Raw genomic sequence first — 12,224 nt, 5'->3', positions numbered from 1 at the left:
GCATGAGCAGTGACTGGATCGTGCTGTCCGTCGACGAGCCAACCGGAGAAGTCGTCATCGAGGCCCTGCGTCACGTGGTCGACGCCGTCGACGTACGACCTCCGAGGACGGGCACTGTCTGGAACTGCTCGACGACCGGTCGGTGACGCTCCTCGTCGTCGAGCGGGCGAAGCTCGTCCACACGCCGGCGGAGCTCGCGAGGCTGCACCCCGGCGCCGACGTCTCGGCACCGGAGGGATCCGTCGGCATCCCGGACCTCTTCACCTCCCCGGTCGCCGCCGACGGTCCGTCGCCGGTCGGACGCCGGTCGGACGCCGGTGTGGTGGCAGGACCTGCATGCATCAGCCAACGTGCCCCGCACCGACCCGCTGGCGGAAGCCCTGGCGCACGCCGTCGCCCGTCGGTGCCGCGGGGTCGTGGTCGCACCGGCAGCAGCAGCCCCGTCCCGGCGATCGGGGTGCTGACCGTCGAGCGCACCTCCGACGCCGTGGTCGAATCGGTCGAAATCCTGGCAGAGAGCGACGACCCCCTCTCCTCAGCGGACCTGGCCGGACTCGCCGGGGCGCTGCACGCGGCACGGGCACGCACGGCCCTCGTCGGGCACGGGGTGGGCTACACGGGCCTGACCCGGCCGGCGCGCTTCACCGGCTCCACAGTTCCCGCCGTCGCCCTCTTCGGTCCGGAGGCACTCGCTGCGACCGGCGCCGCACCCGCTGCGCGCCTCGCATCGGAGTCCGGCGGGGATGCGCGGCCCCTCGGGGCTGCTCCCGCCCAGTCCCTCGCCGTGCAGTATGCGCAGGAGGAGATCCCGGGACGGCAGCACTCCCTCGAGGCCTATGCCTCCCTGGTGGGGGCGCTGGCCCTCGTGCCGCCGGCTGACCGGCTGGCGGGCCCGACGGCGGGCTGACCGGCTGACTGGTCGACCGGCCGGGCAGAGCTAGCGGACGGTGAACCGTCTGTCGCCGAAGCGGACGCCGCACCCCGAGGGCAGCAGCATCGGTACCTCGGGGTGGAGCGGCTGCTCCACCCCGGTCTGGTCCAGGAGGAAGCTGCCGTTGGTGGAACCGCGGTCGGTCACCCAGACCGCACCGTCGTCCACGCCCACATGCACATGGGTCTTGGAGACGGACCGGTTGAGATCGGCGAAATTGATGAGGTAGTTGACCGACTCCCCGGCCCGCGGTTCCGGATTGCGGCCGATCAGGGCCTGCCCGGCGATCTCGACCTCCGTGCCGTCGTCGAAGACGAGCACACGCAGCACGGGGACGGCCGGGTCGCCCGCCGACACGTCAGGACCGGGCGCGGAGCGACCGCCCGCGTGCCCCTCATCGGGTGCCCAGGTCGTGCCGACGGCGACGTCGGGCGCAGCAGCACTGCCGGCGGGTGCGGATGCGGTGACGCCGGCGAAGGCCCGGTCAGCGCCATCGGCAGGTCCCGCTGCAGCCTCCGCGGCGGGTGCCCGCGGAACGACCCCGGCCGCGAGATCGGCTGCTGAGTCTCCCGACGGAGTCGTTGCCGGTCCCGCTGCAGCCTCCGCGGCGGTCGTCCCGGTCGGGTCTTCTCCCGTCGTACCCGATCCCGGTGGCGGATTCGACGGCGCGAAACGGTCCGTCGGGCCCCCGACCTGTTGCCCCGGCAGCCTGCGTCCGGCGAGCACCAGGTTCTCCACCCCGTCGCCGGACCGGCCGCTGACAGCCGCATCCGCTCGGACCGGTACCGGTCCGATGCCTGCATCCTCGCCGTGCGCGACGTCGCGCGCAGGGGGTCCGTCGATGCCTCCGGTGACCAGCGGATCGCGGCCTGCGCGGACATCCACCACATAGGTCCCCACCAGCTTGTCGTGCCAGCCCCTCCGCTGTCCGTCACGGTCCCAGAGGTTGGAGACGAGCACCACGACGGGACCGACCAGCGGGACGATCGAGGCAGCGGCCAGGGCCAGCGCCCTGACGAGGACGGGACCGAATCCCGGGGGCCCACCGGCGGGACCGACGGTCCTGAGACCCACCACCACGTTTCCCGGCGTCCGTCCCGACACCGACTCCCAGACGAGCACGCCGATCCAGTACAGCAGCGCCAGACCCGAGGCCGTCAGCACCGCCGTGGTCCCGCCACTGACCAGGAGGGCGACCGCGACCGCCAGCGCGGGCAGGACGGCGTCCAGGACCTTGGCGATGACACGCTGTCGGGCGAGGGCGTTGACGAGCTTCGGGGCCATGGGATGGGTCCTGTCTTCCTGGGGGTGCCGTGCAGGGACGTCCCCCTCACCGTGCGACACCGACCGTCCTGATTCTAGGTGGGCGCGGTGCCGGTTCCTCCGCCACCCCTCCGGGGGATCATTCGTCCTCGGCGCGGCCCTGCTGGGCGTCGAGCAGGCCGAGATCCTCGGCGGTGACGAGGTGGGAGGTGATCGCGTGCTCGACGAGCCGTGCACGCCTGTTGGTCGCCAGCCTGCCCGCTCCGCCGCGGAGTCCCGCCACACCCACCCGATCCAGCTTGTCGCACACGTTGTCCAGCTTGCGGTTGAAGCGGGTCAGCGCCCACCCGAGCTTCTCGGCAGCCTGGGCGGACGAGGGGATGGCGCTGTAGCCGGTGCCTTCACGCCGCAGCAGGGGTTCCGCGAGCGCGACGATCACCGCCTTCTGGGCATCGGTGAACCGCACGGGTCCGATCGTGGCCGCTCCGCCGCTGTCCTCAGCCCTCGCCTGCTGCCGGAAGGCCGGAGTCCGCAGGTGGATGTCGAACTCGTAGGTGGTCGGTCCGGCGGTGAAGACGACCCGCGTCTGGCCGAAGACGATGGGGATGCGCGCACCCGGCGCGACCCAGGCCTGCATGCCGCCGGTGGTGTCCGCGACGGTCGCCGAGATCATGCTGCCCACGTTCGACAGCCACCAGATGCCGTTCTGCCGGGCGATCTCCAGGAACTGCCGGTGGAGGTACGGGTTCTCGTCCACCGCCAGGTCACCCTCCCTGCCGATGCTGAACACGGCGTCGTCGGGCGGCTCGTGCCACTCCCCGCAGTAGTCGAGCGCAAGCTCCCCCATGGTCATCCTCTCCGCGTCATTCGGGCTGTTCGGGCCAGCACGCGGCCGCAGGCTCCGACCCCTGACCGTTGCCGCGCGCTGTCTGGACGTCGATGCACGTGGTACCGGACGGGTCCGCCGGCACCGAGGCGGTGGTCTGCAGCGTCCGGGTCCAGTCGGACGTCTCCCGCACCGTGACGGTGCGGAATCGGTAGACGTCCCCGTCCCGCGGGTCGGGATTGGTCCAGCTGAAGGTGACCGAGTCTCCGTCCGCGCTGCCCTGCACCGCTTCGGGCGGGGGCACGTTGCCCTCCACGCCCGCGAGCGGGTCGGCGGGAGGTTGCGTGAAGCCCGGCGGCGGCCCGGTGTCCTCGTCCGTCCCGCCCAAAGCGATCGCGGCGATGACGATCCCGCCCACGACGGCGGCGCCCGCCGCGAGCAGAGCGGATGTACTGCGTGCGGGCCGTGCCCCGCGTCGCGGAGCGTCGGGCGGCGTGGCTTCCGCCCCGGACGGGAGGGTCGACGACGTCGTGCGACCCGTGGTGCCCGGATCCGCTCCCGTCCGACCGGATGACGTGCCGGTACCGCGAACGGCGGAGGATCCGCGGAGAACCGTCCGTCCCCCGTCCGGATCCCCCTGCGCTGCGTCCTGCCCCGTCCGAACGGGCAGGAACCGGGGGGTCGCGGGGCGGGTGGTCGGCGCGTCGGCGAAGGTCGGCCTGGGCGAGCCGGCGCCGGGGTCGATCGACAGGACGCGCCGTACGCGCGTCGCCTCCTCGCCGTCGTCCTCGCCGACCGTGTCCCCGGTCTCGTCGAGGACCTCGAAGGGCGTGACCGAGAATCCGAGCTCGGTCTGGATGCGCTGCAGCGTCAGTCCGAACGAGTAGGCCGAGGGGAAGCGCGACGACGGCTGCTTGGACATCGCCGTGGCGAGCGCCAGTTCGAGGGAGTCCGGGACGTCCTCGCGGTGCGTCCGGCGCAACGGTGCAGATCCGATCCGGTCCATCAGTGCGAGTTGCCCGTTGTCCGCCCCCGGCTGCACGAAGGGTGAGTGACCGGCGAGCAGGGTGTAGACGGTGGCACCCAGGGACCACACGTCCGCGAGCACGCCGTCCACCGCCTCGTCCCCGAACACCTCGGGCGGTGACCACGGGACGGACATGCCGTGGTCCTGCACATCGCCCGTCCCGCCGATGGTGCCCGAGATCCCGAAGTCGGTGAGGGCGGGACGGTTGTAGTCCGTGACGAGGATGTTGGCCGGCTTGATGTCCCGGTGGACGATCCCCGCACGGTGCGCCGACTCGACCGCCGACGCCACCTGGACGCCCACCGTCAGTGCCTCCGCGACCGAGAGCGGGCCGCTGCGGTAGCGGACGTCGAGGCTGGGCCGGGAGCAGTACTCCATGGCGAGGTAGGAGTGCCCGTCCGCCGTGGTGTCCGCCTCGAAGATGGTGACGATGTACGGGTGGGAGGACAGCTGCGCCATCAGATTCGCCTCGGCCTCGAAGGCCCGGCGCGCGCCGTCGGTGCGCAGGTCCGAGAGGAGCACCTTGACGGCGACCCGTCGACGCGGGCGGTCCTGCTCGTACAGGTAGACGTCGGCGAAACCGCCGGAGCCCAGGAGGCTGACGTAGCGGTACCCGGGAAGGGCGGGAGGCGGCGCCGGCAGTCGCTTCGGGCTCACGGCAGTCCCTCGAAGCGCAGGGAGACGTCGTCGGCCAGCTGGGCGACGTCGCCGTCGAGCAGGAAGGCCGTCTCGCCCTCGCCGAGCCGGCGCGGTGGCTGGCCTGCCCGGAGCAGCAGCGTGCCGTTGGTGGCCCGCAGGTCGCAGAGCAGGACGTGCCAGCCGTCCAGGCGCACCTCGACGTGCGAGCGTGAGATGTCACCACCGCCGCTCGGCACCTGCACGAGCCGCGGCATCTCCCGGCCGGCGACGCGCGAGACGGAGGGCTGCCGCCCGAACACCAGCGACCGGTCGAGCTCGAACACCTCTCCTGTGCTCAGCCGCACCTGTCCGAGGCTCGGGCGCCGCACCTGTTCCGTCTCATCGTTCAGTCCGGATCCGCAGTGGCTGCACACGGTACGGGTGGGCGCGTTGGCGTGCCCCTTGCGGCACAGGCGTGCCACGACCAGCGGACCCGTACCCGGGCTCGACGGCGACCGGAGCGAGCGTTCCTGGGCATCGGGACCAGCGGCGCCGGGCCGGACGATCGTGTCCGCGGAGTCGGCGTCACCCACGGCCTGCGGGGCGGTCGGCCTCCGGCCCTCCGCCTCACCCGGAGCCTCCGGTGCTGGCGCTGCAGATACCGGCACCGCAGGTGCTGGTACTTCCGGTATCCGTACGTCCGCTTGGTCGGAGTCCGCATCGGGCGAGGGCGGGCCCATGATCGTGTCACCGTCGTGATCGCTCATGCCTGCGGGGATCGGCGCGGAGCGTGGCTCGTCGGCATCGGCATCGATATCGGCATCGGCGGGCCTCGCGGCCGCGGCGGTGCCGGCGTCGGTGGTCCGGACGTCGCTCGCTCCGGAGCCCGCGCCCTCCGCGTCGGCGCGCAGCCAGGGGATGGAGTCGATCAGGGTCTTCACCGGACGGGCGGGCCGAACGGGCACCGGGTCGGTCGGCCGGGGTGGGTCCGCAGCCGGTGGGCGGGTCACGGGCACCACGGCCTCCCGCGCGGGGCTGCCGGACACCCCGTCGGCACCGGAGACCCGGACGACGTCGGGCGTGCCCGGGACGCGCGTACCGCCACGGATGACCGAGGCCAGCACCATGCCCGACTCCATCGGATACAGCGGGCCCGGCGGCACGGCTTCACCGCAGGCGAGCTCGAAGGCCCCGCGGCCACCACCCTCGATGACGCTCTCCGTCCACGTGGTGATGCGTCCGCCCCCGGCCACCCGCGCCGTCTCCGCCCCCTGCTCCGCCGTCGTCAGAGCGAACGGACCCCGCAGCATCACGTGCAGGTCCTCACCGACGGCCAGGAGCGCGAAGGGCGGCACCGCGTCGAGTCCGGCACCCAGCCCGCGTGCGGCGACCGGCAGCAGGTGTCCGAGCGAGACGCCCGGAAGCAACGCCTGCCACAGGCGCTCCAGGTCCTCGACGGGCGTCGATCGCGGGACGACGGCGACGAGCCCGTGCCGGACGAGGCAGAGCCACTCCCCCGGGCTGTAGCCGAGCGGTGCAGGGTTCACGCCGGCGCACCGGGAAGCCGGGCGTCCGCGTCCGCGGCGAAGAGGCCGCCCCGCGGCACCGTGATGGCGTCCGGGTCGTGGCCGCCGAGATCGCTCGCGTCGATCACGATCACGGTGACGTTGTCCCGCGCGCCGGACCGGAGGGTCGCGGCGATCAGCTCGTCGCAGGCCTCCTGCGGGTCCTGCACGGTGCTGAGGATGGTGCAGATACCGTCGTCCGTGACCTCCCCGCTCAGCCCGTCGGAGCACAGGAGGATGCGGTCGCCCTCCTCGACGGGCATGAGCCAGAAGTCCGCCTCGGCGTCGTCACCCGTCCCGAGCGCCCGCGTGACGACGTGCCGGCGCGGGTGCGTGCGCGCCTCCTCCTCCGTGATGCGGCCGATGTCCACCAGTTCCTGGACCTCGGAATGGTCCACGGAGATCTGGCCGAAGGTTCCGCCGCTGAGGCGGTACGTCCTGGAATCGCCCACGTTGAAGAAGAGCCAGTAGGGCGCGCCGGATTCCTCGACGAGCACGGTGCCGGTCAGCGTGGTGCCCGCGTGGCCGCCCGCCTCGCTGCGGATGCGCTGGTCCGCGTCCCGGATGAGGTCCTCGAGATCGTTCGCGCTGAACTGCGGCGCCCTGCTGCCGATGATGCTGCTGGCGCCCAGCGTCCGTACGCAGATGCTGCTGGCCACCTCGCCGGCCTCATGGCCGCCCATTCCGTCGGCCACGGCGAAGACGGGCTCCACGGCGATGAAGGAGTCCTCGTTCAGCTCGCGGCGGAGACCCCGATCCGTACCGAACCCGTACGTCAGGCGGATGCCGAGGCTCGGTGAGGAGCGGCGGGCGTCGTCGCGTTCGGGGTCGGCGTCGGCCGGGACAGCGGGGCCACCACCTGCGCCGTACGCCGTTCCGCCCTGGTCCGCGGTGCCGTGCCCGCTCGACGCATCACTGCCCGACGCAGCTCCGAGGTCGACGGCGTGCGAGCCGTGGGCCTGCGGCTCACTCATGGTGGTTCCCGGGAGCGGGCCGGCGAAGCGGAGGGGGTGTCGCGGCAGGGCGGGCTCGATGGTCGGTCATGACCCCATTCTGCCCTCTGCCCGTCGGCCCGGGGCGGAGGACGTCGGCGGGCCGTCAGCACCCTTCGCGTCACGCCGGCGCGCGTCGGCGCGCAGTCGCCGCTCCCGGCGCAGCGATCGGGGCGAGTAGCGGGCGCGCTGCCGCTTCCAGTACCCGACGGATCCTCTGAGGTCGCCGAGGGAGGCGTCGACCGATCGCCAGTAGTCCTCGACCTCCTCCTCGGAGGGCTGCCCGGACGCGAAGATCCCCGCGTCGGCCCGCCGGGCGAGGACCGCCGTGCCGGCCCGGCCGGACGGGAAGGCGGCGCCGAGGGCGGCGGCGCTCTCGCGTCGGGTCGCCCGTGGATCCGGCTCGGCACCGAGGTCCGTCGCGAGACTCAGGACCTCGCTCCAGCCGCCGCCGACCCGCTGGGCGGGCTCGCCCGTGAACCGGCGCCGCCTACGGCGTCGTGCCTTGAGCCCTGCGACGACCACGAGGGGCAGCACCAGCAGGACGAGGGGGATCGCGGCGAGGCCGATCAGTGTCAGCACCGGGGCCAGCTCGTCGAGGAGGTCCTTCTCGCGGTCCTCCGCGTCCTGGGCCTCGGGGGCGGCGTCCGGCGGCAGTTCGGCCGGTTCCTGCGGTGGCGGCGGGGGCTGCAGGACCTGCGGCTTCGGCGAGGATTTCGGCTGCTGCTGCGGCGGTACCGGTTCGTTGTCCTCCGGGGGCGTGGGGTCGAAGGGGACCCACCCGGCGCCGTCGAACGCGATCTCCACCCACGCGTGCACGTCCTCACCGGTGATCTGCAGGGGGGCAGAGGGGTCCTGGACCTCGTCCCAGTCCGGGTAGAAGCCCATGACCACGCGGGCCGGGATGTCCGCCTTGCGCGCCATCAGGGCCATGGCGACGGCGTACTGCTCGTCGTCGCCCACCATCTCGTCGGCGTCGAGCAGGGACAGCATGCGCGCCGCCCCGTGACCGGGCAGGGACCGCGCCTCGTCGTCCTTCCCGTTGCTGAAGTATCCCTGGGCGCTGAGCACCTGCTCGAGGCTGCGGGCGCGCTCGAGGGGTTCCGCGGTCGATCCGATGTACTCGGCGGACTTCGTCGCGATCACCGGCGGATCGTTCACGACGCGCGGCAGGGAGAGCTGGGCGAAGTCGTACTGGGCGAGCTGTTCGTCGCTCAGCTTCTCGGGGAAGACGGCGTCGACCTCGTAGGCATCCCCCTCCTGGACGCCGATGGTGGACAGCGCGGTCCGCGCGTCGTCGTTGTAGTACAGCGCGCGGCCCAGGTCCTCTCCGCGCGGTCCCCCGAGACGCACGCCCTCGACGTCGCCGGCGGCCGGCAACCAGACACCGGAGTAGTCGCCCACCGTGATGGACAGCCGCGCACGCGTGCCGCTCACCGGGTCACCGCCGGCCCCGCTCAGCCGGGCCGCGTCCCCCACTCGCGAGAAGCTCCCGGCGGCCTGCGGGTCCACGTTGTAGACCACGCCGTCGTAGGTGTCCAGGGCGGCCAGGCGGAGGCGTTCGCCCTCGGGGAGCCCCTCGACGGTGAAGAGGACGTCGTTGGTGCTGTCCTTCACATAGGTGCGGAAGCTCGTCAGCGGGCTCGGGTAGGCGTAGAGGTCCACAGGAGGCTCGACGACGTCCCGGAGGACCTGGCGATCGGAGCCGCCCGTCACGAGCGGTGTGACGGCGAGGGTCAGCAGCGTCCCCACGGCGAGCATGCCTGCGCCGAGGGCGAGGCGCCTGTTCCGCCCCACGGTCGTTCCGGTCGGGTCCACCGGATCCGCCGGGACGAGGGAGCGCGTGGCACCGACCCGCTGGAGGTCCCGCCGGTAGGCCAGCCAGACGAGGGCCACCAGGAGGAGCAGCGTGCCGCGGACGGCCGGCAGGGACACCCGGTCCGTCCCGAGGGCGATGCACCCGCCGAACACTACGAGGACCGGGACCAGGGTCCAGCCCGCCCCGCGACCTCGCCACGCCAGTGTCCCCGCCACGGCCGCACACACGAGCGCCGCCAGGAAGGGCACCACGAGCGTGCCGCCCGCCGTCCCGACCGGCGGTGCGACGGTGAGCAGGTCCTTCCAGGACAGGACGACGCCGAGCACGATCACGCGGAGCGACTGCAGGGTCGGCAGGACACCCCCCAGCGCTTCCTGGGGTGCGGCCAGCGCGCTGCCTGCCACGAGGTAGGTCAGCGCGGCACCGTTGGCCATGCGCCAGGCGCGCCAGCCCCGGCGGGCGCCTTCCCACGCCAGTGCGAGGCCGAGCACCACGCCCCCGACGCCGGCGACCAGGTAGCGCGGGTCGTCGCCGAAGGTGGGCCCGAGGGCGAGGACACCGAGACCCAGGAGCACGAGGAGCACGAGGGCGTCGATGATCCCCTGCAGGGGCGGGACAGGGGATCGCCCGTCGGCCGGATGTCCCTCCGGGATGCCGCGTCCGGCCTCGATCCTGACGTCGGTGGGCAGATCCGTCCCCGCGCGGCCGGCAGGCCGCACGGTACTCACGCCGCGGCCTTCCGCAGGACGAGGGCCAGATCATCGAGGTCCCCGAGGGTCAGCACCGTCAGGTCGCCGATGGACGACCGTGCGGCGGGTGCTCCGTCGATGCACCGGATCGCCAGGCAGCGGATGCCGGGCGGGATCGAGGCCGCGGCCGAGCGCAGCTGCGACGGCGTGACCGACGCGCCGACCACCAGGAACACCACGGAGGCGTTGGGGACGGCGTCGGCCGTGGTGCGTGCGAGGTCGACGGCGGTGGCGCGGAGGACCCTGCCCTCGATACGCGTCACGGCATCCAGCAGGGCACGGCCGGTCTCGGAGCGCAGCGGGCCGTCCTGCGTCAGGACACTCAGGTTCCGCTGCTCGCGCAGCGCCTGCAGCCCGATCGACGCGGCGACCGAGACCGCGAGTTCGAAGGCCGCCTCGCCGTCGTACTCGGCAGTGGTGACCGACAGGGCGACGGCCAGGTGCGAGCGCCGGGTCTCCTCGAACTGGCGGACCATGAGGGTGTTGGTGCGCGCGGTGGTCTTCCAGTGGATGTGACGGCGGTCGTCGCCCGGCACGTACTCGCGCAGCGCGTGGAAGGAGACGTCGGCATTCGAGAGCTCCCTGGTGGGGAGCCCTTCGAGGTCCTTGATGAAACCGGCCGCCGAGCCGGTGAGCGGGGCGGTGCGCGGGTGGACGTAGAGGTCCGTCGGGTCCGTCCAGGTCACCTGCCGGCGGAGCAGTCCGAGCGGGTCCTGTCGCACCGAGCGGACGGGCCCGACGACGATCACCGCGCGTCGCTGGGTCGGGATGCTGAAGAGGTCCTCGTGGTCCTGCCCCGGCCGCAGCCGGGGCAGGTGGAACAGCGCGGTGGAGGCTCCCACAGGCAGCTCGAGCGACGCCGGGAGCAGGGTGCGGTCCGAGGCGTTCGCGACGGTGACGCCGCCGACGGCACGGTCGCCGACCGCCACGCGGGTGCGGGCGAGGTCCAGCTCCACCTCGTAGGCGGAGCGGCCCAGGATGAAGGCCACGGCGAGGAGCAGCAGCATGGCTCCCAGCACCGCCGCGATGACGGCCTCGTCCCAGCCGAGGGCCGTCCCGAGCGTGGCGAGGAGCATGACGAGTCCGAGCAGCAACCATCCGAGCGGCCCGACGACGTCGGTCACCGGTGCCGAGGCGTGCCGGATGCGCTCTCGGGCTCGGCGCAGGAGTGCAGCGATGCGGGAGGCCGCGACGCGACCGGCGGTGGTCCGTCCGGCTGGCGCCCGTACCGCGCCTCGACCGGCAGCCGGCCGTCCAGGTGCCGCCCGGTCCTGCCCTCGGCCGGCCGGCGGGCGGTCGGCCGCTGCCCGCTGCGCGGTCGTCCCGTCCGCTGCCGCACGGGACCGGCGGGGTCGGCGGGCCGTGGTGGAGCTCATGCTGTCCTCATCCGGTCGGTGCAGCCGTCAGGCGGACAGGCGCTGCTGGGGCGCGGGGACGTCGTCGAGGACGCGGCGGAGGACGGCTTCCGCCGTCGCCCCAGCGAACTCCGCCTCGGGGTCCATGACGAAGCGGTGCGTCCACACGAAGGGGGCCAGCTCCTTGACGTCGTCCGGGAGCACGTAGTGCCTGCCCTGCCCCGCGGCCCAGACCTTCGCCGCGCGCACCATCGCGAGGGCTCCGCGCACGCTCACGCCGAGCCGTGTCTCGGGCGCGCTGCGGGTCTGCTCGGTCAGTCGTGAGATGTAGTCGAGCACGGCGGGGTCCACGTGGGTGTCGGCGGCGAGGTCCGCCATCTCCACGACGGCGGACGTGGTGATGATCGGCGTGAGCGCCAGCGAACGGTCCCGTGTGGCGGCGCCGCCCAGCAGCTTCACGGTGGAGGCGTGGTCGGGGTAGCCGATCTCGGTCTTGATGAGGAAGCGGTCCAGCTGCGCCTCCGGTAGCCGGTAGGTCCCGGCCTGCTCGATCGGGTTCTGGGTGGCGATGACCATGAAGGGCCGCTCGTTGGTGTAGCTGACGCCGTCGACCGTCACCCGGGACTCCTCCATGACCTCCAGGAGCGCGGACTGCGTCTTGGGTGAGGCCCGGTTGATCTCGTCGGCGAGGACGATGTTCGCGAAGATGGGGCCCCGGTGGTACTCGAAGTTCTGCGTCTTCTGGTCGTAGATCGTCACGCCGGTGACGTCCGAGGGCAGGAGGTCGGGGGTGAACTGGATGCGGGAGTGGCTGCCCCGCACCGTCGCGGCCAGGGACCGGGCGAGCATGGTCTTGCCGGTGCCCGGGGCGTCCTCGAGGAGCACATGACCCTCGGTCAACAGCGCCGTGAGGACGAGGCGGACCACGTACGTCTTGCCGAGCACGGCCTCGCCGATGTTCTCCACGAGCTTGTCGAAGGTGCCGGCGAACCAGGTGGCCTGTTCTGCGGTCATGGTCATGTGGTGCGTCCTCGAATGGGGTGGGTGGGGTGGGTGGGGCGGTCGGTGGAGCTCAGATG

At 72.9% G+C, this 12,224-nt stretch carries 10 protein-coding genes; 2 read left to right on the top strand and 8 right to left on the bottom strand.

The features are described 5' to 3' along the window. The first annotated feature begins 2 nt into the window (after positions 1–2). Positions 3–146 (top strand): hypothetical protein, encoded by a 144-nt coding sequence (locus ASF21_RS16840; RefSeq protein ID WP_157365845.1) that lies wholly within the window; start codon positions 3–5, stop codon positions 144–146. Next, on the top strand, positions 143–907 hold the full coding sequence (locus tag ASF21_RS10390) for a DUF6177 family protein (protein WP_055770418.1): 765 nt from the start codon (positions 143–145) through the stop codon (positions 905–907). Before ASF21_RS16840 ends, ASF21_RS10390 begins: the two co-directional genes overlap by 4 nt. A 30-nt stretch (positions 908–937) precedes the next feature. Here the strand turns inward: ASF21_RS10390 and ASF21_RS10385 are convergent, their stop codons facing one another. The 8 genes from ASF21_RS10385 to ASF21_RS10350 all read right to left on the bottom strand — a co-directional run bounded on the left by ASF21_RS10385 (position 938) and on the right by ASF21_RS10350 (position 12,165). Beyond that, positions 938–2,215, bottom strand: a complete 1,278-nt coding sequence (locus tag ASF21_RS10385) for an RDD family protein (RefSeq protein ID WP_055770415.1) — start codon at positions 2,213–2,215, stop codon at positions 938–940. Between the two features lie 118 nt (positions 2,216–2,333). Beyond that, on the bottom strand, positions 2,334–3,041 hold the full coding sequence (locus ASF21_RS10380; protein WP_055770849.1) for a hypothetical protein: 708 nt from the start codon (positions 3,039–3,041) through the stop codon (positions 2,334–2,336). A gap of 16 nt (positions 3,042–3,057) precedes the next feature. Further along, positions 3,058–4,704, bottom strand: a complete 1,647-nt coding sequence (locus ASF21_RS10375; protein WP_055770412.1) for a serine/threonine-protein kinase — start codon at positions 4,702–4,704, stop codon at positions 3,058–3,060. Next, entirely contained in the window at positions 4,701–6,212 is a 1,512-nt protein-coding gene (locus tag ASF21_RS10370; RefSeq protein WP_055770408.1) for a hypothetical protein, read from the bottom strand. The genes ASF21_RS10375 and ASF21_RS10370 overlap by 4 nt, the downstream gene beginning before the upstream one ends. Next, on the bottom strand, positions 6,209–7,204 hold the full coding sequence (locus ASF21_RS10365; RefSeq protein WP_082471438.1) for a PP2C family protein-serine/threonine phosphatase: 996 nt from the start codon (positions 7,202–7,204) through the stop codon (positions 6,209–6,211). The genes ASF21_RS10370 and ASF21_RS10365 overlap by 4 nt, the downstream gene beginning before the upstream one ends. 66 nt (positions 7,205–7,270) lie before the next feature. Next, positions 7,271–9,769, bottom strand: a complete 2,499-nt coding sequence (locus ASF21_RS10360; RefSeq protein ID WP_235498804.1) for a transglutaminaseTgpA domain-containing protein — start codon at positions 9,767–9,769, stop codon at positions 7,271–7,273. Beyond that, on the bottom strand, positions 9,766–11,166 hold the full coding sequence (locus ASF21_RS10355) for a DUF58 domain-containing protein (protein WP_082471437.1): 1,401 nt from the start codon (positions 11,164–11,166) through the stop codon (positions 9,766–9,768). Before ASF21_RS10355 ends, ASF21_RS10360 begins: the two co-directional genes overlap by 4 nt. A gap of 27 nt (positions 11,167–11,193) precedes the next feature. Further along, positions 11,194–12,165 carry an AAA family ATPase gene (locus ASF21_RS10350; protein WP_055770405.1) on the bottom strand — a complete coding sequence of 324 codons (972 nt, stop codon included), beginning with the start codon at positions 12,163–12,165 and terminating at the stop codon, positions 11,194–11,196. Between the last annotated feature and the right edge of the window lie 59 nt (positions 12,166–12,224).

This window comes from Arthrobacter sp. Leaf234 (assembly GCF_001422665.1).
Taxonomy (GTDB): domain Bacteria; phylum Actinomycetota; class Actinomycetes; order Actinomycetales; family Micrococcaceae; genus Arthrobacter_D.
Note: the sequence above shows the minus strand (reverse complement) of the source record. Positions and strands in the feature narration are given on the sequence as shown.

Coding starts and splice junctions, on each gene's coding strand:
- ASF21_RS10355 (WP_082471437.1), bottom strand. CDS start 11,166: ATGAGCTCCACCACGGCCCGCCGACCCCGCCGGTCCCGTGCGGCAGCG.
- ASF21_RS10385 (WP_055770415.1), bottom strand. CDS start 2,215: ATGGCCCCGAAGCTCGTCAACGCCCTCGCCCGACAGCGTGTCATCGCC.
- ASF21_RS10365 (WP_082471438.1), bottom strand. CDS start 7,204: ATGAGTGAGCCGCAGGCCCACGGCTCGCACGCCGTCGACCTCGGAGCT.
- ASF21_RS10380 (WP_055770849.1), bottom strand. CDS start 3,041: ATGGGGGAGCTTGCGCTCGACTACTGCGGGGAGTGGCACGAGCCGCCC.
- ASF21_RS10350 (WP_055770405.1), bottom strand. CDS start 12,165: ATGACCATGACCGCAGAACAGGCCACCTGGTTCGCCGGCACCTTCGAC.
- ASF21_RS16840 (WP_157365845.1), top strand. CDS start 3: ATGAGCAGTGACTGGATCGTGCTGTCCGTCGACGAGCCAACCGGAGAA.